Consider the following 26,333-nt stretch of genomic DNA (forward strand, 5'->3'; position numbering starts at 1 on the left):
CAAGCTATTTGGCAAGTGTGACGAAAACCTTGAAAAAAGCAAGCGCTTCAAATTGACGCCGCCAGCGCGCAACGGCGCCCGCTGGCGGGAAATCGTCCGCCGTTGAAATGGCCCGGACGTTACAGTACCCTACGCCGCAAACGCCCACCACCCAATCGAGGAATACCCCCCGGTCCGGTGGGCCCCTGGCCCGACGGCCAAGCCCAGTGCCGCCCGCATGGCCGTCCGCCCAACGAGAAACCGCACCGACCGTGACCCACTGGACCCTGCGCACGCGCATCCTGGCAAGCTTCACCTTCATCCTGCTGGTCATGGCGCTGATGGGCGTGGTGGCCTACAACCGCCTGTCCGCCATCGAGCACGAAGCCAACGTGATGCGCACCGACGCCCTGCCCGGCCTGCGCTACAGCGCCGGCATGCGCGGCATCTGGGGCGAGTTCTACGTGCTGGGATGGCAGACCGTGACCGATCCCGACAGCAGCCACCGCGCCCGGGTGCTGGCCCAGGTCCAGGATGCCACCCAGCGCTTCGACAAGCTCCAGAAAGGCTACGAGGACACGATTGCCCGCGAGGAAGATCGTGTGCGTTTCAACGCGTTCAAGGAACTTCGCGCCAAATACGATCAGGCTGCGCAGGTCTATACGGATCCAACCCGCTGGAAGGACGTGCCGACGGCCGAAGCCGCGCTGCGCGGCAATATCCACGACATCTGGATCGAGGGCCGCAAGGCGCTGCAGCACCTGGTGGACGACAACAACCTGGTCAACGAGCACGCGGCAGCCGGCATCGACCATGCGGTCAGCGCGGCCAAGGTCGGCATCGAGGTGGCGCTGGCTATCGCGCTGCTGGCGGCCTTGGTCTGCGGCTTCATGCTGCTGCGGGCCATCAACGTGCCGATGCGGTCGATCGTATCGCTGCTGACGACGATGCGCGGCGGCGACATGCGCCAGCGCATGAACCTGAACCGCCGCGACGAATTCCAGGCGGTGGAGGAAGGCTTCAACCAGATGGCGGGCGAGCTGACGTCGCTGGTGGGGCAGGCACAACGGTCGGCCATCCAGGTCACCACATCGGTCAACGAAATTGCCGCCACGGCGCGCCAGCAGCAGGCCACGGCCACCGAGACGGCCGCCACCACCACGCAGATCGGCGCCACGTCGCGCGAGATCGCGGCGACCTCGCGCGACCTCGTACGCACCATGAACGAGGTGTCGCACGCAGCCGACCAGACCGCCGGCCTGGCCGGCACGGGCCAGGTGGGGCTGTCGCGCATGGAAGCCACCATGCACCATGTGATGGACGCCGCCGGTTCGGTCAACGCCCGGCTGGCCACGCTCAACGAGAAGGCCGGCAATATCAACCAGGTGGTGACGACCATCGCCCGGGTGGCCGACCAGACCAACCTGCTGTCCCTGAATGCCGCGATCGAGGCCGAGAAGGCCGGCGAGTACGGCCGCGGGTTCTCCGTGGTGGCCACCGAGATCCGCCGCCTGGCAGACCAGACCGCCGTGGCCACCTACGACATCGAGCAGATTGTGCGCGAGATCCAGTCGGCGGTGTCCGCCGGCGTGATGGGCATGGACAAGTTCTCCGAGGAAGTGCGGCGCGGCATGTCGGAGGTCACCCAGGTGGGCGACCAGCTGTCGCAGATCATCGGCCAGGTGCAGTCGCTGGCGCCGCGCGTGCAGATGGTCAATGAAGGCATGCAGGCCCAGGCCGGCGGTGCCGAACAGATCAACCAGGCGCTGATGCAGTTGTCCGAGGCTGCCCAGCAAACCGTGGAATCGCTGCGCCAGTCGGGCCAGGCCATCGACGAACTGACGCTGGTAGCTAACGAACTGCGTAGCGGCGTGTCCCGCTTCAAGGTCTGAGCGGACCAAAAGCCGCTCCTCCGCCATGGCGCTCTTCCTGCTGTTCCGCATCGGCCCCGATTTCTACGCGCTGGACAGCGCGGAGATTGCCGAGGTGCTGCCGCTGACCGCCACCAAGCGGATTCCCGGTGCCCCGGCATGGGTCAGCGGCCTGATGGTGCGGCAAGGGCGGCCCGTGCCGGTGATCGATGTGACCGCGCTGGCCACGGGCGAGCCGGCCGCCGCGCGCACCAGCACCCGGACCGTGCTGGTGCACTACCGCCGCCCCGGCGCGGACCCGCGACTGCTGGCGCTGCGGCTCGAATACGCCACCGACACCCTGCGCTGCAGCCCCGATTCATTTGTCGATGGCGGGATCGATCCGGGCCAGGCGCGTTACCTGGGGCCGGTACGCCATGATCCGCGCGGCCTGGTGCAATGGGTGCGCGTGGCCGAACTGCTGCCCGACGCCGTACACACGCTGCTGTTTCCCGAGGCAAACCCCGCATGACGGACCTGCCCCATCCTCCCACCCAGATCGAGGCGCTGCTCAAGGAGCGCATCGGCCTGGACGCAGCCGCCATCGGGCCGGCGGTGATCGCGCGCGCGGTGGAAGAACGCCGGCTGGCCGTGGGCGCCCGCGATCCGTCCGCCTACTGGAACCTGCTGCACGCGGTACCCGACGAACTCCAGGCACTGATCGAAGCCGTGGTGGTGCCCGAGACCTGGTTCTTCCGGCACCGCGAGGCGCTGCTGGCGCTGGGGCGCTTTGCCGCGCAGCGCGTATTTGGCGACGGCGAACGCATGCTGCGCGTGCTCAGCGTGCCCTGCTCCACCGGCGAGGAACCCTATTCGATTGCCATGGCGCTGTTCGACGCTGGTTTGCATCCGGACCGCTTCCGTGTGGACGCCGTCGACGTCAGCGCCCGCGCGCTGGAGCGCGCCCGCCTGGGTATCTATGGCGGCAACGCGTTCCGTGGCGCACCGCTCGATTTCCGCGACCGCTATTTCAGCCCGGCGCCCACTGGCTACCAGTTGTCCGAGAAAGTGCGCGGCCAGGTGCGGCTGCTGCAAGGCAACCTGATGGCGTCCGACCTGCTGGCCAGCGAGGCGCCCTACCATTTCGTCTTCTGCCGCAACCTTTTGATCTACTTCGACCCGGTCACCCAGCAGCGCGCGGTGCAGACCCTGCGCCGGCTGACCGATCCGGACGGCCTGCTGTTCGTCGGCCCGGCCGAAGCCAGCCTGCTGACCCGCGAGGGGCTGGCCAGCGCCGGCGTGCCGCTGGCATTCGCGTTCCATCCGGCCCCGTCGCCGGGCAGGCCCACCGCGCCCGCGCCGTCCGCGTGGAAGCCCGCCGCACCTACTTCGCGCGCGATGCCCGCGCCGATGACACCGGCACCACGCCCCGCACGCGCCCCGCTGGCGCGCCCGATGCCGCCGGCAGCGCCGGCCAACCCGCTGGCGTCGATCTCGGCCATGGCTGACCGTGGCGAACTCGACGCCGCCACGGCCGCGTGCCGCCAATATCTGACCGAGCATCAATCGTCGGCCGACGGCTGGTGCCTGCTGGGCGTGCTGCACGACGCTGCCGGCCAGATTGCCGATGCCCACGCCGCCTATCGCAAGGCGGTCTATCTGAATCCGGGCCATGAAGAAGCGCTCTACCATCTGGCGGCATTGCTCGACAGCGAAGGCGATGCATCCGGCGCCCATCGCCTGCGCGAACGCGCCCAGCGTCATGCCCGACTGAGCCATGGCTGATTCCATCATCCACCACGCCCCTTCCACGCTGCCCGGCCTTGGCGCCGGCACCGTGTACGACTGCTGGCGCCGCATCGGCACCGGCGGCGACCGCTCCTGCCCCGAACTGGTCACGCATCTGCGCTGCCGCAACTGCCCGGTCTACGCGCAGGCCGCCGTGACCGTGCTCGATTCGCTTTCCGCCGGCAAGTTGTGGGACGGCACCGACCAGACCCAGCTCACACGCGTTGGCGCCACCGACACCGCCACCTGCGCGGTCGATCGCGCCGCCGGCCAGTCGCTGCTGATCTTCCGCGTGGCCGACGAATGGCTGGCGCTGCCCACTGCCGCGCTCGGTGAAGTCACGGCGCCAGCGCCCGTGCATTCGCTGCCGCACCGGCGCCATGCGGCATTGATCGGCGTGGCGCCGATACGCGGCACGCTGCTGACCTGCGTGTCGCTGGCCCTGCTGTTCGGCGCCGCCGCCGAGGGTGAGAGCGCACAGGCCACGCGCTTCCTGATCCTGGGACAAGGCCGCAATGCCATTGCGCTGCCGGTGGCCGAAGTCGCGGGCGTCGAACACGTGCCTAGCCGGGCGCTGCTGCCGCTACCGGCCACGCTCACGCGCGCGTCGGCCCGCTACACGCAAGCGTTGTTCGAACACGCCGGCCACAGCGTGGGCCTGCTCGATGCGGACCTGCTGCGCCAGGCCCTGTCGCGGAGCCTGGCATGAATCCCGAACAGTTGCGCGATGCCTCGATGCTGGATCTGTTCGCGCTCGAAGCCGACGCGCAGGCAGAGGTACTGAACGTCGGCCTGCTTGCGCTCGAACGCGACCCCACCGCCGCCACGCACCTGGAAGCGTGCATGCGCGCGGCCCACTCGCTCAAGGGCGCCGCGCGCATCGTCGGGCTCGACGGTGGCGTGCGCGTGGCGCACGTCATGGAAGATTGCCTGGTGGCCGCGCAGCGTGGCGGCATCGTGCTGGCACCGGCCCATATCGATACGCTGCTGCAGGGCACCGACCTGCTGCAGCGTATCGGCCATCCGCCCGACGGCAACCTGAACTGGCCCGAGCAGGACGGCCGCGCCGAGATCGACACGTGGATCGCGCGCATGGAGCGCCTGCTGGGCGGCGGCGACATCGAGCCGCCTGCGGCACCGATGCCCGCGCGCCTGGCCGTCCCCGATGCGGCGCCCGTAGCGCCATCCGATCCGGCGCCCGAACAGGCGCCCGAACTCACGCGCGAGCCCGCCGCCGAGACCCAGGAGCGGATGCTGCGCGTCAACGCCGACCGGCTCGACCGCCTGTTGGCCATGGCCGGCGAGGCGATGGTCGAATCGCATTGGCTGCGCCCGTTCGGCAGCGCCATGCAGCAGACGCGCCGCCAGCAGATGCGCGCGCTGCAGGCCCTCGATGGCGTGCAGACGCTGCTCGATTCGCCCGACGGCTCGGTGCCGCGCATGCGCGCCGCGCTGACCGAATTGCGCCAGTTGCTGGAAGATGGCCATGACCAGCTCAGCCAGCGCGTCGACGATTTCGACCAGTACGACCATCGCGCCAGCCGCCTGTCGCGGCGGCTCTACGACACCGCGCTGTCGTGCCGCATGCGTCCGCTGTCGGACGGCATGACCGGCTTCTCGCGCATGGTGCGCGACCTGGGACGCAGCCTGGGCAAGCACGTTCACCTGGTGATGTCGGGCGAGCAGACGCAAGTCGACCGCGACATCCTGGAGCAGCTCGATGCGCCGCTGGCGCACCTGCTGCGCAACGCGGTGGACCATGGCATCGAATCGCCCGAGGCGCGCCGCGCGGCGGGCAAGCCCGAGGAAGGCCGCATCACGCTACAGGCGCGGCACAACGCGGGCCGCCTGGTAGTCGAGATCTTCGACGACGGCGCGGGCGTGGACCTCGACGCGTTGCGTGCGGCCATCGTGCGCCGCGGGCTGGCACAGATCGATACCGCCGAGCGCCTGTCGCAGGCCGAACTGCTGGAATTCCTGCTGCTGCCCGGCTTCAGCCTGCGCGAGACGGTGTCCGAAGTCTCGGGCCGCGGCGTGGGGCTGGACGCCGTGCAGGACATGGTACGCGCCGTGCGGGGTAGCCTGAAGCTGTCACAGCAGCCCGGCAGCGGCCTGCACTTTCACCTGGAACTACCGCTGACGCTGTCCATCGTCCGTGCGCTACTGGTGGAAGTCTCTGGCGAAGCCTATGCGTTTCCGCTGGGCCTGGTGCTGCGCGCGGTGGCCGTGCCGGGCGATGCGATCGAACAGACCGAGCGGCTCCAGCATTTCCGGCACGAGGGCCGCCCCGTGGGGCTGGTCAGCGCCGCGCAGATCCTGCAGCGGCCCGAGCAGCCACGCGAAGGCGACAGCGTGCCCGTGGTCATCATCGGCGAGCAGGACCGCGTCTATGGCATTGCCGTCGACCGCCTGCTCGGCGAGCGCATCCTGGTAGTGCAGCCGCTGGCGCAGGCACTGGGCAAGATCAAGGATATCGCCGCCGGCAGCCTGACCGACGACGGCACGCCGGTGCTGATCTTCGATGTCGAGGACATGCTGCGCTCCGTGGAAAAGCTGGTCTCCGAAGGCCGCATCGAGCGTGTGCGCCAGGCCACCGGCGATACCGCCGCCGTGCGCCGCAAGCGCGTGCTGGTGGTGGACGACTCGCTGACGGTGCGCGAACTGGAACGCAAGCTGCTGGCCGGTCGCGGCTACGACGTGAGCGTGGCCGTCGACGGCATGGATGGCTGGAACGTACTGCGCGCCGAGGCGTTCGACCTGATCATTACCGACGTCGACATGCCGCGCATGGATGGCATCGAGCTGGTGACGCGCATCCGTGGCGACGCGCGGCTGGCCCAGTTGCCGGTGATGATCGTGTCGTACAAGGACCGCGAGCAGGATCGCGAGCGCGGCATGCAGGCCGGTGCCGACTACTATCTGGCAAAGGGCAGTTTTCATGACACCGCACTGCTCGATGCCGTGCGGGACCTGATCGGCGAGGCACGTACATGAGAATCGGCATCGTCAACGACTCGGCGCTGGCCGTGGCCGCACTGCGGCGCGCGCTGGCGCTCGATAACGCACTGGAAATCGTCTGGGTCGCCGGCAACGGGGAACAGGGCGTGCAGATGGCCGCGGCGCAGACGCCGGACCTGATCCTGATGGATCTGCTGATGCCCGAGATGGACGGCGTGGAAGCCACGCGCCGCATCATGGCCGCCACGCCGTGCGCGATCGTGGTGGTCACCATGGACCTGGGCCGCAACGCCAACCAGGTCTTCGACGCCATGGGCCACGGCGCGATCGATGCAGTCGACACGCCCACGCTGACCCAGTCCGACGCCACGTTGGAGGCCGGCCCGCTGCTGCGCAAGATCCGCAATATCGGGCGCCTGCTGGCGGGCCGTGCGCGGGTGCCGCACACGCTGGCGGCAGCATCGGCCGCACCGGCCGCACCAAGTCTGGTGGCCATCGGCGCATCGGCGGGCGGACCCGCCGCGCTGGCCGCTCTGTTGGGTGCGTTGCCCGCCGGATTCGAGGCGGCGGTGGTGGCCGTGCAGCACGTGGACGAAGCGTTTGCCCAGGGCATGGCCGAATGGCTCGACGCGCAAAGTCTGCTGCCAGTGCGTATTGCGCGCGCCGACGAAACGCCGAAGGCCGGCACCGTGCTGCTGGCGGGCACCAACGACCATCTGCGGCTGGTGGCCGGCGCACGCATGGCCTATACGCCCGAGCCCGGCGACTATCTGTACCGGCCGTCGATCGACGTGTTCTTCGAAAGCGTGGTGGAACACTGGCGCGGCGATGCCATTGGCGTGCTGCTGACCGGCATGGGACGCGACGGCGCCCAGGGCCTGAAGGCGATGCGCGAACGCGGCTTCCTGACCATCGCGCAGGACCAGGCCACAAGCGCGGTCTACGGCATGCCCAAGGCAGCCGCCGCGCTGGGCGCCGCGTGCGAGATCCTGCCGCTGCCACGCATCGCGCCGCGGCTCGTGCGGGCTTTCGCCGCGCCGCAGCCAACAAAAAGCAAGGGGTAAGAAAAACATGTCCAGAGCAGGCAATCCAGCCGATCCGTCGGCCGCCGGCAACGAATACCTGGCGATGGTGCTGCTGGTCGACGACCAGGCCATCATCGGCGAGGCCCTGCGCCGCGCCCTGGCGGGCGAAACCGATATCGACTTCCACTATTGCGCCAATCCCGAGGAAGCAGTGGCCGTAGCCGAACGCACGCAGCCCACCGTAATCCTGCAGGACCTGGTCATGCCAGGCACCGACGGGCTGACGCTGGTGCGCCGCTACCGCGAGAACCCCGGTACGCGCGACATTCCCATCATCGTGCTTTCCACCAAGGAAGAACCCACGATGAAGAGCGCCGCGTTTGCCGCCGGCGCCAACGACTACCTGGTCAAGCTGCCCGACACGATCGAACTGGTGGCGCGCATCCGCTACCACTCGCGCTCGTACCTGAACCTGCTGCAGCGCGACGAAGCCTACCGCGCGCTGCGCCAGAGCCAGCAGCAGCTGCTGGAAACGAACCTCGAACTGCAGCGGCTGACCAACTCCGACGGCCTGACCGGGTTGTCCAACCGGCGCTACTTCGACGAATACCTGGGCGCCGAATGGAAGCGCGCGCAGCGCGAGCAGACACAGCTTGCCTTGCTGATGATCGACGTGGATTCGTTCAAGGCCTACAACGACACTTACGGCCACGTGGCCGGCGACGAAGTGCTGCGTCGCGTGGCGCAGGTAATCCGCGAGAACTGCGCGCGCCCCGCCGATCTGCCCGCGCGCTTTGGCGGCGAGGAATTCTCGATGATCCTGCCGGCCACGTCGCCGGGCGGGGCGCGGCTGCTCGCTGAAAAAGTGCGCCGTTCGATCGAGACGCTGCGCATCGCGCACAGCGGGTCGCCCACCAGCGGCTTCGTCACGGTCAGTATCGGCGGCGCGGTGATCGTGCCCGACGCCGACACCGTCTTCAGCCGGCTCGTCGAAGCCGCCGACACCGGCCTGTACCAGGCCAAGCGCAACGGCCGCAACCAGGTGGTGATGGTGTAGTGACTGTGTAGTGGCTTCTGCCGGCGCCCGCTTGCTTGGGCGCCGCGCTTGGCACGCATTCTGCGGAATGGCCTTGTTTTCCTTTTTACCTGGAACACAAGAGGAGATATGGCCATGCCAAAGAAACCGCCACATCCGGCCCCCGCCGCCACAGCCATGGCCGGTGGCCAGGCCACCGTGCAGCACTCGGGCGACAACCCGAGCCAGCAACGGAAGTCGGGCAACAACCACGATGGCACCTATGAAAAGGCCGTCGCAGACCGATTGTCCGATGCGCCCGCGACGCTGGGCTCTCCCAGCGTCGGCAACATCGTGTCGAATGCCGGCAAGACGCTGACCACGAACGCCGGCCTGCAGATTCTCGAGGATGACGATTCGCTGAAGCTGGGCGTGCGCGGCCCCACCTTGCTGGAAGATTTCCACCTGCGTGAAAAGATTACGCACTTCGACCACGAGCGCATTCCCGAGCGCGTGGTGCATGCGCGTGGCGCCGCCGCACACGGCTACTTCGAGCTGACCGAGTCGATCGAGGAATTCACCACCGCCGGGTTATTCACCGAGGTCGGCGAGAAGACACCGGTCTTCGTGCGCTTCTCGACCGTGGCGGGCTCGCGCGGGTCCGCCGACCTGCCGCGCGACGTGCGCGGCTTTGCCACCAAGTTCTACACGCGGCAGGGTAACTTCGACCTGGTGGGCAACAACATGCCGGTGTTCTTCATCCAGGACGGCATCAAGTTTCCGGACTTCGTGCACTCGGTGAAGCCCGAGCCGCACAATGAAATCCCGCAGGCGGCATCGGCGCACGACACGTTCTGGGACTTTGTCTCGCTGCAGCCCGAATCGATGCACATGGTGCTGTGGACGATGTCAGGCCGCGCGCTGCCGCGCAGCCTCCGCACCATGGAAGGCTTTGGCGTGCATACGTTCCGCCTGATCAACGCCAAGGGCGAAGCCACGCTGGTCAAGTACCACTGGAAGCCCGTGGGCGGCGCGCATTCGCTGGTCTGGGACGAGGCGCTCAAGATCAACGGCAAGGACCCCGACTTCCACCGGCGCGACCTGTGGGATTCGATCGCGGCGGGCCAGTTTCCCGAGTACGAGTTCGGCGTGCAACTGGTGCCGGAAACCGACATGCTCAAGCTCGGTTTCGACCTGCAGGACCCGACCAAGCTCATCCCCGAGGAACTGGTGCCCGTGCGCCGCATCGGCCGGATGGTGCTGAACCGCAACCCCGACAATTTCTTTGCCGAGACCGAGCAGGTGGCGTTCCATCCGGGGCATATCCTGCCCGGCATGGACTTCACGAACGACCCGCTTTTGCACGCGCGCCTGTTCTCGTATATCGACACCCAGATCACGCGGCTAGGCGGCCCGAACTTCCACGAGTTGCCGATCAACCGGCCGCTCTGCCCCGTGCACAACAACCAGCGCGACGGCTTTATGCGCCAAACCGTGGTCAAGGGCCAGGAAAGCTACCAGCCCAATTCGGTCAGCGGTGGTTGTCCGTTCCTGGCGGGCGGCGCCGATGCGTACCGCCACTACCCCGCCCCCGCCGAAGACGGTGCCGTCAAGGCCCGTCTGCGCGCACAGACGTTCTCCGACCACTTCTCGCAGGCCAACCTGTTCTGGCGCAGCCAGTCCGATGTGGAGAAGAAGCAGATCATCGATGCCTATACGTTCGAGCTGTCCAAGGTCATCGACCCGTCCATCCGCACGCGCGTGGTCGGCCAGATCGTACATATCGCGCAGGCGCTGGCTGACGGCGTCGCGGAGCAACTGGGCATTCCGGTGGAGCCGGTGGGACCGGCCGTGCAGATCAACGACTACGGTATTGCCGCATCGCCGGCGCTGAGCCTCGACGCACAGCCCAAGGGCGACATCACGGGCCGCAAGATCGCGGTGCTGGTCAATGACGGCGTGGACGATGACGCGATCAAGTCGCTGCAGAAACTTGTCGACGGCATGGGTGCCAGCGCGAAGATCGTCGGCCCCCGCGCCAGCAGCGTGACCACGGCCGGCGGCTCCGCGCTGCCGGTGGACTTTGCGTTGTCGTCGGTCGGCTCGGTGCTGTTCGATGCGGTCTACGTGCCGGAGTGCAAGAACCCGCCCGCCGAGCCCGATCCACAGGCGCTGCTGTTTATCGCCGAGTCCTACAAGCACTACAAGGCGGTGGGCGCCGGCGGCAGCGGTGCCGTGCTGGTAGCCGAAGCCGCGCGCCGCACGGGCATTCAGGGCGGCTTTGCCGGGCCGGGCGTGGTGATCGGCAAATCCGACACTGCGAAGCATCACCAAGCGTTTCTGGATGCCGTGGGCCAGCATCGCTGGTGGGAACGGCCTGATGCGTTGAAGATTCCGGTTTAACTCTGCTTGTGCTGACCGGGCCGATGGCCCGGTCAGGTCCCGCTTCGAGCTGGCCCGTGCCTTATGTCTTATGCAGCCGAACCTGGGCCCGCGAGCGACAGGGCTGCAACGAACTCTCGCACGGCCGGACTCGCGTCGCCGGCTCGCGTGACGGCCACGAGGGTCGCCTGCGTTCGCAAACTCGAAATGCGAACGAAAGCCACGTCACGCCTGTTCACTGCGGCAACCGATGCGCCAACCACTGTGAAACCCAGTCCCGCCGCAACCAGACCGAGCGCCGTATGAATCTCGATGGCCTCATGTCCCGCGCGCGGATTGCCTCCGGCCTGGCGAAGTACGTCCACCATCTGGTTCGCGTACCGACTCTGCGGGTCTTTGGGATACTGGATAAGCGCCATCTCGTCCAGGTCAGCGGCTTTCACTGACTTGCGCTTCGCCACCGGCGACTGGATAGGCACCGCAGCGACGAATGGATCGTCAAACAGTTCGGCATAGGTCAAGTCGCCAGCCCTGTCGAAATCACCGATGTAACGCGAGACACCAACGTCAATTCGACCGCTGCGCAGCAACTCCGGCTGATGCTCGGACAACTGCTCGAGCAAGTCCAGCTGAATACCGGGGAGCTTCTCCCGAAAACGCCGTACAGCCTCGGGAAGCAGCGAAAAGATCGCGGACCGGGTAAATCCAATACCAAGCCAGCCCAGGTTACCGGCGGCAACTGCCCTCGCCTCCTCGTCGAGCTGCCGCATCTGCGAAAGCAGGTCCTTCGCCCTTGGATAAAGGAATTTGCCAGTGGGTGTCAGCGTCATCGGCCGGTTGGCCCGGTCGAACACGGGTGCACCAAGCAGCGACTCCAACTGCGAGATCTGCATGCTGATTGCCGTGGGCGCGACGAAAAGGCGACTGGCAGCCGCCACCGCGCTACCGGCATCCACCACTTCACAGAAATACCTCAACTGCCTTAAGTTCATTTTTTCTGAATGTAGAACCAATTTTCGTTGTTTGATTCAGCCAAGACTTTACTCGAAACTCCAGCCAACCCACATGGAGTTACGCGATGGACAGTTTCTCGCCCCCTGCGCAAAGTCTGCTGGAAGCAGCTTGCGGCCTGAGCACTGCTGAAATCTCGGACGCGCTCGACTACTTCAGACTGCCCGGCAGTGCACAAGGCATTGGCCTCCAGGCCGGTGAGCCCCGCATTTTCGGCCCGGCCTTTACGGTTGCCTTCGTACCCGTCGACACCGCGACGCCGGGGACCGTTGGCGACTACCTGGACGAGATACCTCGCGGTGCCGTCGCCGTTCTGGACAACGCCGGCCGTATCGACTGCACCGTATGGGGCGGCATCATGAGCAAGATTGCCGCGCATCGCGGTATTGCCGGCACCGTTATCAACGGCGTCTGTCGTGATACCGCAGAAGCCCAGGAGGCCAGCTATCCGCTCTATGCCCGAGGTCGCTTTATGCGGACCGGCAAGGACCGTGTTCAGGTCAGCACTGTGGGTGAGGTCGTCAGCCTTGGAGACGTGCGCGTAAAACCGGGGGATTACGTGGTTGCAGACGCCGACGGCGTAGTCGTCGTACCGCTGGCGCGTGCCGCTGAGGTGTTCGAGCGCGCGCTTCGCACCCGCGAGGTGGAGGGGAAGATTCTCGAAGCCGCTTTGGCCGGCACCTCGCTCGGAGACGCCCGCCGCCAATTCGGATACCACACGCTTCAGCGCACTGGCCACTGAGCCCAGGCCCACAAGAACATGACGGAGACAACATGAACTGCAAGATGTATCCCATGGCCGTGCTGGCGGCTGCAAGCCTGGTCTGCACACTCACTTCCGCCGACGCCGTGGCGGCTGAAGCCTATCCCTGCCCGACTCTGCGGCTCGTGTCTCCGTACCCGCCGGGCGGCACCACTGACATCCTCGCGCGCATTGTGTCTCCGGGCTTGTCCAAGCGGCTTGGCGTCACGGTTATCGTCGACAACAAAGGGGGCGCCAGCAGCAATATCGGCACCGACTTCGTCTCGCGCGCCAAGCCCGATGGCTGTACCGCATTGCTTGGGAACAACACCGGAATCGTCATCAACCGGAACCTCTACACACTGAAGCTTGACCCGACCCAGGCGCTGGCTCCAGTGGGCGAAGTGGCCTCGGTTCCGCTCGTTCTCTATGTCAATGCGTCGCTTCCCGTGAAAACGGTGGGTCAACTGGTCGACGTGGCCAAGGCCGCGCCCGGAAAGTACAGCTACGCCTCCGGCGGCAGCGGCAGTCCGCAACATCTCGCCGGAGAAATGCTGAAGCTCGAGCGTCAACTCGACATGGTGCATGTCCCCTATCGCGGCCAAGGCCCCGCACTGAGTGATGTCATCGCAGGCCAGGTGCCCATCGCATTCGAAACGACGACTGCCATCGCTCCTCACATCAAGTCCGGCAAGCTGCGTGTACTGGCCACAACCGGTGCAAAGCGTTCAAGGACGCTGCCGGATGTTCCAACGATGCAGGAATCGGGATTCCCCGGCTTCGTTATCGAGAACTGGTATGGCGTGTTCGTGCCCGCCGACACCCCTGCCCCGCTCATCCAGAGGCTGAACGCGGAACTCAATGCCGTCCTCACCGAATCCGACATCGCCTCGAAGTTGAGCGATCTGGGCTCTGGCGATGTTCACGGCACGCCAGCGCAATTCCGCACCTTCATCACGAAGGAAATGCCGTACTGGGAATCGCTGGTGAAGCGGTCTGGCGCGAAAGTCGACTGAACATCCATGAACTCGGAGCCCATTGACATGACTCATCCTGTTACCGCAGACAAGCTCACACGCCTCCTGCGCCTGGGCACCGCTACCATTCACGAAGCCCAGGGTCAACGCGGCGCCGTGGACGCGGCCATTGCCCCGCTGGATCCTTCCATGCGTGTCGCCGGCCCTGCACTGACCCTCGACATCCGCCCTGGCGACAACCTGATGATCCACTACGCGTTGACGAAAGCACGACCAGGCGATGTGCTCGTGGTCGACGCCAAGCAGTTCGTCAATGCCGGACCATGGGGTGACGTCCTGACTTTTGCCGCCCAGAAGATTGGCATAGCCGGCCTGGTCATCGACGGCGCCGTTCGCGATGCGACGAATATTGTCGAGATGGGCTTCCCGGTATTCTGCCGCGGCCTCAGCATCCGGGGGACCAACAAAGTCCAGCCCGGACGGCTGAACGTGCCGGTCGTGGTTGGCGGCGTTCCGATCAATCCGGGTGACATTGTCGTCGGCGACCGTGACGGGCTCGTCGTCGTGGCGGCGGACGAACTTCAGACGGTTATCGATGCCAGCGAAGCGCGCGAGGAGAAGGAAGCTGGCATGCGTGAGAAGCTGAAGCAAGGCGCCACGATGGTCGAGCTGCTTGGGCTGCAGTCGACCCTCGATGCGTACGGGCTACGCTGACTCCACGGCGATTCAGCAAATCAGCTCAGATTCAACGTGCGTTCCGGCGACACGCTACCGTCATCGCTGAACCCATCGCGCTGCTGCACGCAAACGCGATTGTCGACATCGACCACGCCGTAGACCGCTTCGGCTATGTCCTCGATCACGCGCTTCTCGTAGCGGTCTTCCACCGTGCCGGACAGGCATACCACGCCGTCGCTCACGTCGACCTCGACTTCAGAGACATCGACCGAACGTTGCATGGCCAACCGCTCGCACACATCGTCGCGGATGCGCGCGTCCGTGCGCAGGTAGTCTTTCGGGCCGTTGGCGTGGGCGGCACGCATATGCTTCGGTTCGACAGGTCGGGTCGGATGGGCGCGATAGCCCGGGTCGCCGGGATATAGGCGTTGCGCACTGTTGAACGACTGGCCGCCGCTATCGCTATTGCCGAAGTAACCAGCTCCGCCTGCACCGCCATATGCGGGTTCGTCCTCGCACTGGATCTGGTCGCGGCCTTCCTTTGCAGTCCAGCTCTCATCCGCGGCGGGGGAATCGGCCACACGTGGCGCCTTCGGGCTATCCAAAGTGGGCGGTTGCGCTGAGGTACTGCGAGTTTCGGCCGCTTGGCGACGACGGAAGAAATCGAACATGACTCACTCCTGAAGAACAGGGACAACAAATAACGAAGGCACAACAAGCGTGCCGCACCGGGTGGCTGCCATGTGCGCGCACCCGCTGCTAGCGCGCGCCGCCGCCTGTCCCTCCACCCGACGTGCCGCCGCTGGAGGATCCACTCCCCAATCCACTGCCGCTCGTCCCGAGTCCGCCCGGCGTTGTGGCAGGTGTCCCGTTCAAGCCTCCCGATGGTCCTCGACTACCCGGTGTCATGCCCGTACCCGGTGGCATGCCGGCTGGCGGGTTCATGCGCCCGTCGCCTCGCCGCGTCCCCGGTGTGCCGGGTGTGCCTGGCGCGTTCGGCATGCCCGGTGATGTGGTGGCACTGCCGTAGTTGCTGCCGTCGGTGGGGCCGGTGCCCGGACGCGTCGTCGGGATACTGGGTGCTGGATTGGACGGACTGGGCGTGCCGGGCGCCGTCATGCCGGTGCCCGCGCCCGTTTGTGCCGCCACGGCGCCCGCGCACAAGAGTGCGGCAGCGCTCAACACGAGTTTGAGGTGTCTCATGCCATTCTCCTTGCAATGAATTCACGCTTCTCCAATGAATCGCTCGCAACGGACGTGCCGGGGCGTGTCGGCGTCAGGCATTGGTGGCCAATCACGCTCCACTCGCGCGGACAGCGCCGGCAAGACACTTGCCGGCGCTGTCCAGTGGTAATTCGTGGGCAGTAAAAATCGCCGCTCACTTCCAGATGTACTCGCCACCGTTTCAGCGGCACGTATGTCTCGCTGCACCCGCAATTCGCTGCGCATTTCCGCGCAGTTATCGCAGCCGGACGGGCACGCTTGTTGCGCGGCTCTGACTTCCGATCGCACACCACAGGAGCGCTGCAATGGAACCTAACCCGAATCTTTCATCGACCCAGGGCGCGAGCATCGTTGGCTCCGGCGTGGGCGATGGCCCCGGCCCCGAAGTCATGGGCGCATCGAGCCTTGACGACACCAAGGTGTATGCATCCGACGGCGAACACGTCGGCGAAATCAAGGAGGTCATGATCGACATGCAGAGCGGACGCGTGGCCTATGCCGTGTTGACGACCGGCGGCTTCCTCGGCATTGGCGATACGCTGCACGCCATTCCGTGGAGCGCGCTGGTGATGGACACCGACGCCAAATGCTTCCGCCTGGGCCTGACCTCCGACCGCATCAAGGACGCCCCGGGCTTCAACAAGGATAGCTGGCCGCGCATGGCGGACCCGCAGTGGGCCACTACCGTGCATCAGTACTACGGCCGTGATCCGTATTGGACCAACGTGGGCGGCACCATTTGAGGCTGAAGCTAGTCCTCATGGCGTCATGATCGTGGGAAGCCGATCGCTTCCCGCGATTTTTTATGCTGACGACGCAGAGTGGACCGCTACCTTCGCGAAGTCGCAATCGCTCCGGCCGGTCACTTTTACAAGGCTCGCCGAGCGACAAAAATGGCGCCTTCCAACGAGACGACGCACACGCGATATCGGCCACATGTATGCGCGCCACGCGCATCGCGCCCATCATTGCGATGCAACCATTGCGCATCGTTTGCATGAAGTACATGCGTGAAGCGCGCGTACGTGTGTCAGGTTTGCAACCAAATTGTGGGATTCCTCCGACAGTGCTTTCGGCGTCCTGCGGCTGTATTGCCCCCTTGCGGATGCATATCTTTGCATCACGGCAAGCGCAATGACAAAAGGCTGCCAGCCTGCAACCCACATCAGCGATTGCAGCGCGCGGCTCGCATCGCGTGATCCACGACATGAGGCAACGTCGGGTCAAGCATGTCCCGCTCGCTCCCTGACTTCAACGGAAAAGAGGTGAACACATGACGCAATTCAGGAAAAGGATCATTCTGGGTCTGGCGCTGGCAAGCACTGCCGTGCTGGCTGCTTGTGGTGGCGGCGACGACGGAATCGATGACCGCATCGGCGTCAGCAAGCCGTCGGTGCGCGTGATCCATGCGGTCACCGCAGGCCCCAACGTCGACGTGCTGCAGAATGGCGCGCTGACTGCACTACAGAACGTCCCGTACAAGACGGTATCCGGCTACTTCGATGTTTCCACCGGTAACAACCTGTTTGCCTTCAATCTGGCTGGCACGTCCACCCAGATAGGGTCGACGACGGTGGATGCCCATACGGGCCACAAGTACACGGTGATCGCGCTGCCGGGCACCGCTGCCGCCGACGTCGCGCAGATCGACGACCCGTATGGCAAGGGCCTGATCGACACCCAGGCACGCGTACGTACGTTCAACGCATCGATCAACGCGCAGAACGTCGACGTCTACGTGACCACGCCGGCGGTGGACATCAATTCGGTGGCGCCGAACATGGGTGCCGTGAAGTACAAGAGCGCGGTACCTGCATCGGGTTCAGACTCGCAGTACATCGACGGCGGCACGTACCGCCTGCGCATCACCACGGCAGGCACGAAGACGGTGATCTTCGATTCGGGTGCGTTGACCATCGACAAGAACGCCGACTGGCTGATCACGACGATCCCGGCCGATGGCTTCGGCGCCGTGGTGCCGAACCGCATCAAGGTGCTGGTGGCCCAGAGCAACACCAGCAACACGACGGCCCAGGAACTGGTCACGCAGTAATACGCCTCGGCGTCTTGCAGCGGCAACGCCCCGTTACCCAGGAGGGTAACGGGGCGTTCTTCATTGTTGGCGGTTACTTCCCGTCGTCCTTGAGGACGTCGAGGTGCAACAGGTAGGCATCCAGCTCGGCGCGGCCCTCGGCCGTGATCGTGTAGACGCGGCCGTTGCCTTCCACCAGTTCGGCGGTGATGGCGCGGGCCATCATCAGGCTGCGCAGGATCGGCCGCAGCGCGCGGATGTTCTTGTCGATGCCACGTTCGCGCAGGCGCTCCATCAGGTTGAACACCGTGGATGGGCTCGACTGCACGAGCTTGAGAATGTAGAGACGGGATACGACCCGGTCGAGTGAAGGCGTTTTCATAGGCGCAGGTGACGCAGCCAGAGGTGCGGGTATTCTGATCATCATGCGCAGCCCTTGACTGCTCTCGCAGCCGGGCCTCTCTTCTTTCCTTGATTGCCAAAAAAACGGGGTGCACGCAGGGCACCCCGAAAGCTTGCTAGATACGCGCCGCTGTGACGGCGCGGTAGTTCAGGAACGCCACGGAGCGTTATTCTTCCTGGAACGCTTCTTCGCGCTTTGCCTTGATCGACGGCAGCGCCACCACAGCCACCAGCGCAGCGGCTGCAATCAGCAGGCCCAGCGACAGCGGACGGGTGAAGAACACCGTGAACTCGCCACGCGACAGCAGCAGCGTACGGCGGAAGTTTTCTTCCATCATCGGTCCCAGCACGAAGCCCAGCAGCAGCGGTGCGGGTTCGCACTTGAGCTTCAGGAACAGGTAGCCGATCACACCGAAGGCCGCGGCCATGAAGACGTCGAAGGTCTGGTTGTTGACCGAGTACACGCCGATGCAGCAGAACGTCAGAATGGCCGGGTACAGGAAGCGATACGGCACGGTCAGCAGCTTCACCCAGATACCGATCATCGGCAGGTTCAGGATGATCAGCATCAGGTTACCGATCCACATCGAGGCGATCAGGCCCCAGAACAGCGACGGGTTGCTGGTCATGACCTGCGGACCCGGCTGGATGTTGTGGATCGTCATCGCGCCCACCATCAGCGCCATCACGGCGTTCGGCGGAATGCCCAGCGTCAGCAGCGGGATGAACGAGGTCTGTGCCGCGGCATTGTTGGCCGATTCCGGACCTGCCACGCCTTCGATCGCGCCCTTGCCAAACTCATGGGCATACTTCGAAGTCTTCTTTTCCAGCGAGTACGCTGCGAACGAAGCCAGCGCCGCACCACCACCCGGCAGGATACCCAGTGCCGAACCCAGCACCGTGCCACGCAGCACGGCCGGGATCATGCGGCGGAAGTCTTCGCGCGTCGGGAACAGGTTGGTCACCTTGTTCGTGAACGTCTCGCGAGCTTCCTTCTGTTCCAGGTTCGCGATGATTTCCGCGAAACCGAACATACCCATGGCCAGTGCCACGAAGTCGATGCCGTCGGTCAGTTCAGGCACGTCGAACGAGAAGCGCGCGGCGCCCGAGTTCACGTCGGTACCGATCAGGCCCATCAGCAGGCCCAGCACGATCATCGACACGGCCTTCGGCAGCGAACCCGATGCCAGCACCACGGCACCGATCAGGCCCAGGATCATCAGCGAGAAGTATTCGGCGGGACCGAACTTGAACGCCAGTTCCGACAGCGGCGTTGCAAACGCGGCCAAGATCAGCGTGGCCACGCAGCCGGCGAAGAACGAGCCCAGGCCAGCCGTGGCCAGCGCCACACCGGCACGGCCGCGACGGGCCATCTGGTAGCCGTCGATGGTGGTCACCACCGACGACGATTCACCAGGCAGGTTCACCAGGATGGCGGTGGTGGAACCACCGTACTGCGCGCCGTAGTAGATACCGGCCAGCATGATCAGCGCAGCCACCGGCGGCAGCGAGTACGTCACCGGCAGCAGCATGGCGATGGTAGCCAGAGGCCCCAGGCCCGGCAGCACACCGATCAGCGTACCGAGCACGCAGCCCAGGAATGCGTACGCCAGGTTCTGCAGGGACAATGCCGTGGAGAAACCCAAGGCAAGGTGTTCGAACAATTCCATTTGGAGCGACTCCTTAGCCGGTGATGAAGGCAGGCCACACCGGCATCTGCAGGTTGATGCCGTACACGAACGCACCCATGCTGATCAGCACGAGCACGACGCCGTTGAGCAGTGCGCCCTTCCAGCTGAACTCATGGCTGGCCATCGACGACACCAGCACCAGCACGAACACCGACAGCACCATACCGAGCGGCTTGAGCAGCAGGCCGAACAGCACGACGGAGCCGAGAATCCACAGCAGGATCTTCAGGTCCCAGCGGGCCAGCTGATCTTTCTCACCATTGGACGACAGGGCACCGATGGTCACGATCGCGCCCAGCAGCGCGAGCACGAGCCCGAGCAGGAACGGAAAGTACCCAGGGCCCATCTTGGCGGCAGTTCCCATGGAATAGCCGCGTGCGACGAAGGAAAAGCCCAGACCGACCAGGATGAACATCAGGCCGGAGGCAAAGTCCTTTTGGCTGCGTATGCGCAAAACGATTCTCCTCAAAATGTAAAAGCGGTACGCGTGGACATCGGCTCTGACGCACCACGCTGCGAACGCGCGAATGCAGACACGTTCGACGCGATGGAGCGAACGATAAAAATGGGAACTTTCAGCCGCCTTTCATTTGTCTGGGGTTCAGGGTATTCACCGATCCCGCATACGTATGTGGCTTTTTTCAATACATCACAATATGATGTATTTAAGCGCGTGACGAGATCACGTCGCAAGGAAATTGAAAGGCGATGTCGAAAGCCGGATGAAAGGGAAGATCGAGGATTGGGGCCGCATGGCGTTTTTGCGGCATGCTGGAGCTTTCGAATGACTTACGGCCGGGACATCACGCGATGCGTGGTGGTCGTATGTCTTGTCATCTGAAAGGATTTGGTATGTTGCAGACGTGATGCGGCGTTCTTTTTGCTTCCCTCTTCCGCGTTGCGCTTTCTTTTTTGCTCCCCTCTCCCGCGTCGCGGGAGAGGGGTTGGGGGTGAGGGCAATGAGGCTCTGCTTGCCGATGACGTCGCAATTTGAACCGCTGGGCCTCTCCCCCGCCCCTCTCCCATTGCATGGGAGAGGGGAGCAAACCAACGGGGATTACATTCTCACCGCACCGGCTCCGCGTCCTCACAAGGCGTGCCCATGCTCGTATCGGGCGCCTGGCCCTGCGGCGTGGCGGGCAGGATGTGGCTGCCTTTCCAGTTGCCATACCGGTAGTACAGGAACGCCAGCACCACCGACACCACCGACCCCAGCGGAAAGCTCCACCAGATCGACTCCGCGCCGATGTGCTTGTCGAGCAGCCACGCAAACGGCAGCCGGATCACCCACATCGAGATGAACAGGATGACCAGCGGCGCCATCACCGCGCCCGTGGCACGAACGGTACCGAACACCACGATCGTGAAGCCGAACAGGATGAACGACCAGAGCACCACCCGGTTGATATGCTGGGCAATCTCGATGGCCACACCGTCGTCGCCCAGGAAGAGCCCCAGCGAGTGACGGTTGAACAGGTAGACCAGCGCCACCAGCGCGCCCGTCATCAGCACGTTGAACAGCAAACCCACCTGCGTTATGCGCGACACGCGCGCCCACAGCCCTGCGCCCACGTTCTGCGCCACCATCGACGACACGCTGGCGCCCACGGCCAGCGCCGGCATCTGCACGTAGGTCCAGAGCTGCGAGGCCACGCCATACGCCGCCGTGGTCTGCGATCCATACGCATTGACCAGCGACATCATCACGATGGCCGACGACGAGATCACCACCATCTGCAGTCCCATCGGCAGGCCCTTGGCAACAAGCGACCGCAGGATGGCCACGTCGGGCTTCAGCAAGGCGAGCTGGCTGCGATGCAGCAGCAGGAAGTGCCGGCGCCGGTAGAGCAGCCAGATCATTGCCGCCAGGCTGGTCAGTTGCGCGATCAGCGTGGCCAGCGCGGAGCCGGCAATGCCCAGCGCGGGCACCGGACCCACGCCGAAGATCAGCACCGGATTCAGTATTACGTCGAGCACGGCCGACAACAGCATGAAGTAGAACGGCGTACGCGAATCCCCTGCGCCGCGCAGCGTCATCATCACGAAGTTGTAGAAGTACATGAACGGCAGCGCCACGAAGATGATCCGCAGGTAGATCACGGCCAGCGGCGCAGCATCGTGCGGCGTCTGCATCGCCGCCAGGATCTGCGGCGTGAACACGAAGCCCAGTACCGACGCCAGCACGGAAAGTCCGACGAAGAACGTGGTGCTGGTGCCCACCACGCGGCGTGCCTCGTCGATGTCGCGCGCGCCGATGGCCTGGCCGATCATGATCGTGTTGGCCATGCTGATGCCGAAGACCACGCCCAGCAGGAAGAACAGGATGATGTTGGCGTTCGACGTGGCGGTCAGCGCGGCCTCGCCAAGATAGCGGCCGACCCAGACCGAGTTGATCGACGCGTTGAGCGACTGAAGAATGTTGCTGCCGAGCACCGGCAGCGAGAACAACAACAAGGTGCGGCCAATCGGGCCGGTGGTCAGTCTGGCGTCTGGCTTCATGTACTAGGCGGAATTTGCCGCACTGCAGCAAGACGGCAGGCGCGCGTGGATTCGGACGTGTCAGTCTAGTGCGTCCCCCGGCACCGTGCCACCGGCAAGGCACTGACACGTGCCGCAGGGCGATTATCGACCACCGATGATCTCTGTACGCATTCCCTTGTGAAGCGTTAAGCTTGCGGTTTTCCGACCGATCGTTCGCGGCTCGCCGGACTGGCGCGCCGCTCCACCCCCGCACAGGAGCCACGCATGGTGTACCAGGATCTCGCCCTCTACATCGATGGAGAATTCGTCAAGGGAGGCGACCGGCGCGAGCAGGACGTCATCAATCCCGCCACCCAGGAGCTGCTTGGCAAGCTGCCGCACGCCAGCAAGGCCGACCTGGACCGCGCACTGGCCGCCGCGCAGCGCGCTTTCGAAACGTGGAAGAAGACCTCGCCGCTGGAGCGCTCGGCCATCCTGCGCCGCGTGGCAGAACTGACCCGCACGCGCGCCAAGGAGATCGGCCGCGACATCACGCTGGACCAGGGCAAGCCGCTGGCCGAGGCCGTGGCCGAAGTCACGATCTGCGCCGAACACGCCGAATGGCACGCCGAGGAATGCCGCCGCATCTACGGCCGCGTGATTCCGCCGCGCAATCCCAACGTACGCCAGATCGTGGTGCGCGAGCCGATTGGCGTCTGCGCAGCCTTCACGCCGTGGAATTTCCCGTTCAACCAGGCGATCCGCAAGATCGTGGCCGCCATTGGCGCCGGTTGCACGCTGATCCTGAAGGGACCCGAGGATTCGCCCAGCGCCGTGGTGGCCCTGGCGCGTCTGTTCCACGATGCAGGCCTGCCCCCGGGCGTGCTGAACATCGTCTGGGGCGTGCCGAGCGAAGTCTCCACGTACCTGATCGAGTCGCCGATCGTGCGCAAGATCTCGTTCACGGGTTCGGTGCCGGTGGGCAAGCAGCTGGCTGCCATGGCCGGCGCGCACATGAAGCGCGTGACGATGGAACTGGGCGGCCATTCGCCGGTGCTGGTGTTCGACGACGCCGACATCGAGCCGGCCGCCGAAATGCTGGCGCGCTTCAAGCTGCGCAACGCCGGCCAGGTCTGCGTGTCGCCGACGCGCTTCTACGTCCAGGAAAAGGCGTACGACCGCTTTCTGGCACGCTTTACCGAAGTCATCGGCTCGATCAAGGTCGGCAACGGCCTGGAAGACGGCACGCAGATGGGTCCGCTGGCCCATGAGCGCCGCATTGCCTCGATGGAGCAGTTCCTCGACGACGCCAACCACCGTGGCGGCAAGATCGTGGCCGGCGGCTCGCGCATCGGCGACAAGGGCTTCTTCTTTGCCCCGACCGTCGTGACCGACCTGCCCGACGACGCCAAGCTGATGGTGGACGAGCCGTTCGGCCCGGTGGCACCGGTGACGCGCTTCAAGGACACCGAGGAAGTACTGCGCCGCGCCAACAGCCTGCCGTTCGGCCTGGCCTCGTACGTGTTCACGAACTCGCTGAAGACGGCGCACCAGGTGTCCAACGGCCTGGAAGCCGGCATGGTCAACATCAACCACTTCGGCATGGCGCTGTCGGAAACGCCGTTCGGCGGCATCAAGGATTCCGGCATCGGCAGCGAAGGCGGCCAGGAAACCTTCGATGGCTACCTGGTGACCAAGTTCATCACGCAGGTCTAAGCCGGCCGTTCGCGCCAGCTTGCGCCCTCTCCCTTTGTGCGACCCGCATGAAGGGAGAGGGTAGCTCCCCTCACCCGAATTACTTGATGCCCCGCGCGCGCCGATAGTCCTCGGCGTACGCCTTCCATTGCGCCAGCGACACGTCGCGCCCGTGCCGGGCCAGTCGCAGCGCCATCGATTGCCAGCGTCCGCCGGCGGCAAAGTCCTGCAGCTTCTCGATCCGGTCGGCCGCCTGGTGTCCGCAGCCGCGCAGATGCGCCCATGCCGCTGCGCGCGCCATGGTGACCAGTACATCCATCAGCGCGCGCTTGTCGCGGCAATGCGCCAGGTCCACGCGATCGGTGGTCGGCTGCAGGCTCTTGACCACGAACGAGTCGTGCCGGCCCAGCGACACGTAAGACAGCAGCGCCGGCGAGGCCGCCTGCATGATCTGCTGCGCCGTGGTCACCCGCTGCGCATCGCTGCCCCAGTGCGGCTGCTGGCGCCGCAAGCCGTCCCACGCGCTGGGCGCCGCGCGCTTGATGTCGATGAGCCGCCGGGACGTGGGTGCGTACGTGTCGTGCGCCAGCACGACATAGCGTTCCAGCCCCAGGCTACCCACGCCGGCCACGCGCCGCGCTGCGTCTTCCGCCTCGAAACGGTGTCCGTGATGATCCTGTTGTGAATAGACCGCCAGGATATGCGCGGCGTGGTCGCGTTGCGCGCGGTCCGCCTGCAGCGCGCGCCGGTCGAGCTTGAGTTGCCGGCGCCCGTCCTCCATCATCGTGCGCGCCGCCAGCAGCGCCCCGCGCTTGCGGCGCTTGACCTGCCTTAGCAGCGTGGCCACCAGGCCCGTCGCGGTGGCGCGCTCGATCCAGCGCGGCTTGCCGCCGCGCAGCACCTGTGTGTATTCGTCCAGCATGTGGGCGCACGCCACGCGGGCATCGGCCTCGGACAGGCGGTACTGATGCGCTGCCACCAGCACGCTCGACAGCATGCGCACGGCATCCACGGTGACCGGCGCCACCAGCGCGTCGTCGAAATCGTTGAGATCGAAGTAGACCAGGCCGTTGTCACCCTTGAACGACCCGAAATTCTCCACGTGCAGGTCGCCGCAGACATAGGTCAGCGGCGCGCCGAGCCCGATCTCGTTGCCGACCGAGGCCGCATAGAGATGGTTGGTGCCGCGAAAGAAAGCAAACGGTTCCGCCGCGATGGCGGCGAGCTTGAGCGTCAGCCGGTCCGGATCACGGCCATGGTTGTATTTCAGGATGCGTTCGGTGGCGGCGTGCATGGGCAGGTTCGATGATTGGACATCGCGGCACCCCCGCCGCCAGATGCAACGCTAGCGGAAGAACATGCCGCGGGTCAGGAAAGTGTAATCCGCTTCGGCCGCCATGAGCCACACCAGAACCAGCAGGCACAACGGCGGCAGCAGGATCGCGCAGATCAATGCCATGCGCTCCCATGCCATATGCATGAACACGGCAATGATCAGCCCGGCCTTGAGCGCCATGAACAGCAGGATCAGCGTCCAGCGCAGGTAGCCGGTCAGGTGATAGTAGTCCACCATGTACGACAGCGTGGACAGCACGAACAGCAGCAGCCAGACCTTCAGGTACAGCTTGATCGAGTGCGACTGGCCGCCATGTTCCTGGGCCGGTTCGTCTGGCGATGCCGCGTGGGTTGGAGTCGATGCCATATGCGCCTCACCACAGATAGAACAGCGCGAAGATGAAGACCCAGACCAGGTCCACGAAGTGCCAGTACAGGCCAGCGATCTCCACGGCCTGGTAGTTGCCGCTGATGTCGTAATGGCCGCGCAGCACCTTGCTGGCAATGACCAGCAGGTAGATCACGCCGCAGGTCACGTGAAAGCCGTGGAATCCGGTGATCATGAAAAACGTGGAGCCGAATTGCGCCGCACCCAACGGATTGCCCCATGGGCGGATGCCCTCGCTCACGATGAGCTTGGTCCATTCGTAGGCCTGCATGCAGACGAAGACCTCGCCCAGCCATGCGGTCACGAACATCAGCTTGGCGCAGTTCATGCGGTCGCGCCGATAGGCGCAGTTGACCGCCATGGCCATCGTGCCGCTGCTGGTGATCAGCGTGAACGTCATGATGGCGATCAGCAGAAGCGGCACGGGATGGCCGCCAATGTCGATGGCAAACACCTCGCTGGGATTTGGCCACGGCACGGTGTTGGCCATCCGCACCGTCATGTACCCGGTCAGGAAGCAGCTGAATACGAAGGTATCGGACAGCAGGAAGATCCACATCATCGCCTTGCCCCACGACACCTTGAAGGCGCGCTGGTCGGAAGACCAGTCCGCCAGCAGGCCACGCACGCCGCCCGGCAACGGATCGTGTGGCGATGTCCGCGGGGCGGGGACTTGCGCACTCATTGGCGATTCCATGGCG

The 26,333-nt window shown here is 65.1% G+C and carries 23 protein-coding genes; 14 read left to right on the plus strand and 9 right to left on the minus strand.

The annotated features are described in order from the left end of the window. Nucleotides 1–251 precede the first annotated feature (251 nt). The 8 genes from MFF62_RS22910 (at nucleotide 252) to MFF62_RS22945 (ending at nucleotide 11,018) form a co-directional block, all read left to right on the plus strand. Nucleotides 252–1,871 carry a methyl-accepting chemotaxis protein gene (locus MFF62_RS22910; protein WP_238265400.1) on the plus strand — a complete coding sequence of 540 codons (1,620 nt, stop codon included), beginning with the start codon at nucleotides 252–254 and terminating at the stop codon, nucleotides 1,869–1,871. Between the two features lie 25 nt (nucleotides 1,872–1,896). Then, a complete protein-coding gene (locus MFF62_RS22915) occupies nucleotides 1,897–2,361 on the plus strand; it encodes a chemotaxis protein CheW (RefSeq protein WP_238265401.1) in 465 nt (154 codons plus the stop codon). Continuing rightward, nucleotides 2,358–3,614, plus strand: a complete 1,257-nt coding sequence (locus MFF62_RS22920) for a CheR family methyltransferase (RefSeq protein ID WP_238265402.1) — start codon at nucleotides 2,358–2,360, stop codon at nucleotides 3,612–3,614. The genes MFF62_RS22915 and MFF62_RS22920 overlap by 4 nt, the downstream gene beginning before the upstream one ends. Then, nucleotides 3,607–4,326 carry a chemotaxis protein CheW gene (locus MFF62_RS22925; protein WP_238265403.1) on the plus strand — a complete coding sequence of 240 codons (720 nt, stop codon included), beginning with the start codon at nucleotides 3,607–3,609 and terminating at the stop codon, nucleotides 4,324–4,326. Before MFF62_RS22920 ends, MFF62_RS22925 begins: the two co-directional genes overlap by 8 nt. Continuing rightward, a complete protein-coding gene (locus MFF62_RS22930) occupies nucleotides 4,323–6,611 on the plus strand; it encodes a hybrid sensor histidine kinase/response regulator (RefSeq protein WP_238265404.1) in 2,289 nt (762 codons plus the stop codon). Before MFF62_RS22925 ends, MFF62_RS22930 begins: the two co-directional genes overlap by 4 nt. Beyond that, complete coding sequence (gene cheB, locus MFF62_RS22935; protein ID WP_238265405.1) at nucleotides 6,608–7,639, plus strand: chemotaxis-specific protein-glutamate methyltransferase CheB; 1,032 nt, start codon at nucleotides 6,608–6,610, stop codon at nucleotides 7,637–7,639. The genes MFF62_RS22930 and cheB overlap by 4 nt, the downstream gene beginning before the upstream one ends. Before the next feature lie 7 nt (nucleotides 7,640–7,646). After that, nucleotides 7,647–8,657: a response regulator gene (locus MFF62_RS22940; RefSeq protein WP_238265406.1), complete on the plus strand. Its 1,011-nt coding sequence runs from the start codon at nucleotides 7,647–7,649 to the stop codon at nucleotides 8,655–8,657. A 114-nt stretch (nucleotides 8,658–8,771) separates the two neighbouring features. Continuing rightward, on the plus strand, nucleotides 8,772–11,018 hold the full coding sequence (locus MFF62_RS22945) for a catalase (RefSeq protein ID WP_238265407.1): 2,247 nt from the start codon (nucleotides 8,772–8,774) through the stop codon (nucleotides 11,016–11,018). A 68-nt stretch (nucleotides 11,019–11,086) separates the two neighbouring features. Here the strand turns inward: MFF62_RS22945 and MFF62_RS22950 are convergent, their stop codons facing one another. Next, nucleotides 11,087–11,989, minus strand: coding sequence for a LysR family transcriptional regulator (locus MFF62_RS22950; RefSeq protein ID WP_238265408.1), 903 nt, complete (start codon nucleotides 11,987–11,989; stop codon nucleotides 11,087–11,089). Nucleotides 11,990–12,075: 86 nt separating this feature from the next. On the opposite strand from MFF62_RS22950, the gene MFF62_RS22955 reads away from it, so the two are divergent. From MFF62_RS22955 to MFF62_RS22965, 3 genes are read left to right on the plus strand one after another with little or no spacing between them, the layout of a single operon-like run. Then, entirely contained in the window at nucleotides 12,076–12,750 is a 675-nt protein-coding gene (locus MFF62_RS22955) for an RraA family protein (RefSeq protein ID WP_238265409.1), read from the plus strand. Between the two features lie 32 nt (nucleotides 12,751–12,782). Next, nucleotides 12,783–13,766: a Bug family tripartite tricarboxylate transporter substrate binding protein gene (locus tag MFF62_RS22960; protein WP_238265410.1), complete on the plus strand. Its 984-nt coding sequence runs from the start codon at nucleotides 12,783–12,785 to the stop codon at nucleotides 13,764–13,766. 27 nt (nucleotides 13,767–13,793) lie between these two features. Continuing rightward, a complete protein-coding gene (locus tag MFF62_RS22965) occupies nucleotides 13,794–14,441 on the plus strand; it encodes a 4-carboxy-4-hydroxy-2-oxoadipate aldolase/oxaloacetate decarboxylase (RefSeq protein WP_238265411.1) in 648 nt (215 codons plus the stop codon). A 20-nt stretch (nucleotides 14,442–14,461) separates the two neighbouring features. On the opposite strand, the gene MFF62_RS22970 is transcribed toward MFF62_RS22965, so the two are convergent. Further along, a complete protein-coding gene (locus tag MFF62_RS22970; protein WP_238265412.1) occupies nucleotides 14,462–15,076 on the minus strand; it encodes a BON domain-containing protein in 615 nt (204 codons plus the stop codon). Nucleotides 15,077–15,934: 858 nt separating this feature from the next. Here MFF62_RS22970 and MFF62_RS22975 point away from each other — a divergent pair. Both MFF62_RS22975 and MFF62_RS22980 read left to right on the plus strand, forming a co-directional pair. Beyond that, nucleotides 15,935–16,372: a PRC-barrel domain-containing protein gene (locus MFF62_RS22975; RefSeq protein WP_238265413.1), complete on the plus strand. Its 438-nt coding sequence runs from the start codon at nucleotides 15,935–15,937 to the stop codon at nucleotides 16,370–16,372. A gap of 530 nt (nucleotides 16,373–16,902) precedes the next feature. Further along, the gene (locus tag MFF62_RS22980; protein WP_238265414.1) at nucleotides 16,903–17,682 is read left to right on the plus strand and encodes a DUF4397 domain-containing protein; all 780 of its coding nucleotides are present in this window, start codon (nucleotides 16,903–16,905) and stop codon (nucleotides 17,680–17,682) included. A 73-nt stretch (nucleotides 17,683–17,755) separates the two neighbouring features. Here MFF62_RS22980 and MFF62_RS22985 read toward each other — a convergent pair whose 3' ends face one another. The 4 genes from MFF62_RS22985 to MFF62_RS23000 form a co-directional block, all read right to left on the minus strand. Beyond that, entirely contained in the window at nucleotides 17,756–18,043 is a 288-nt protein-coding gene (locus MFF62_RS22985; RefSeq protein WP_238265415.1) for a helix-turn-helix transcriptional regulator, read from the minus strand. A gap of 187 nt (nucleotides 18,044–18,230) precedes the next feature. Continuing rightward, nucleotides 18,231–19,733, minus strand: coding sequence for a tripartite tricarboxylate transporter permease (locus MFF62_RS22990; protein ID WP_238265416.1), 1,503 nt, complete (start codon nucleotides 19,731–19,733; stop codon nucleotides 18,231–18,233). A 13-nt stretch (nucleotides 19,734–19,746) separates the two neighbouring features. Continuing rightward, the gene (locus MFF62_RS22995; RefSeq protein WP_238265417.1) at nucleotides 19,747–20,208 is read right to left on the minus strand and encodes a tripartite tricarboxylate transporter TctB family protein; all 462 of its coding nucleotides are present in this window, start codon (nucleotides 20,206–20,208) and stop codon (nucleotides 19,747–19,749) included. 611 nt (nucleotides 20,209–20,819) lie between these two features. After that, nucleotides 20,820–22,253 (minus strand): MATE family efflux transporter, encoded by a 1,434-nt coding sequence (locus tag MFF62_RS23000; protein ID WP_238265418.1) that lies wholly within the window; start codon nucleotides 22,251–22,253, stop codon nucleotides 20,820–20,822. A 249-nt stretch (nucleotides 22,254–22,502) separates the two neighbouring features. On the opposite strand from MFF62_RS23000, the gene MFF62_RS23005 reads away from it, so the two are divergent. Next, a complete protein-coding gene (locus MFF62_RS23005; protein ID WP_238265454.1) occupies nucleotides 22,503–23,930 on the plus strand; it encodes an NAD-dependent succinate-semialdehyde dehydrogenase in 1,428 nt (475 codons plus the stop codon). Nucleotides 23,931–24,009: 79 nt separating this feature from the next. Here the strand turns inward: MFF62_RS23005 and MFF62_RS23010 are convergent, their stop codons facing one another. The 3 genes from MFF62_RS23010 to MFF62_RS23020 are packed head-to-tail and all read right to left on the minus strand — an operon-like array spanning nucleotide 24,010 to nucleotide 26,317. Then, a complete protein-coding gene (locus tag MFF62_RS23010) occupies nucleotides 24,010–25,203 on the minus strand; it encodes a DUF2252 family protein (RefSeq protein WP_238265419.1) in 1,194 nt (397 codons plus the stop codon). Between the two features lie 51 nt (nucleotides 25,204–25,254). Beyond that, on the minus strand, nucleotides 25,255–25,611 hold the full coding sequence (locus tag MFF62_RS23015; protein ID WP_238265420.1) for a cytochrome C oxidase subunit IV family protein: 357 nt from the start codon (nucleotides 25,609–25,611) through the stop codon (nucleotides 25,255–25,257). A 7-nt stretch (nucleotides 25,612–25,618) separates the two neighbouring features. Continuing rightward, nucleotides 25,619–26,317: a heme-copper oxidase subunit III family protein gene (locus MFF62_RS23020; RefSeq protein ID WP_238265421.1), complete on the minus strand. Its 699-nt coding sequence runs from the start codon at nucleotides 26,315–26,317 to the stop codon at nucleotides 25,619–25,621. Nucleotides 26,318–26,333 lie beyond the last annotated feature (16 nt).

The sequence above is a fragment of the Cupriavidus pauculus genome, from assembly GCF_022179805.1.
GTDB classification, from domain to species: domain Bacteria; phylum Pseudomonadota; class Gammaproteobacteria; order Burkholderiales; family Burkholderiaceae; genus Cupriavidus; species Cupriavidus pauculus_E.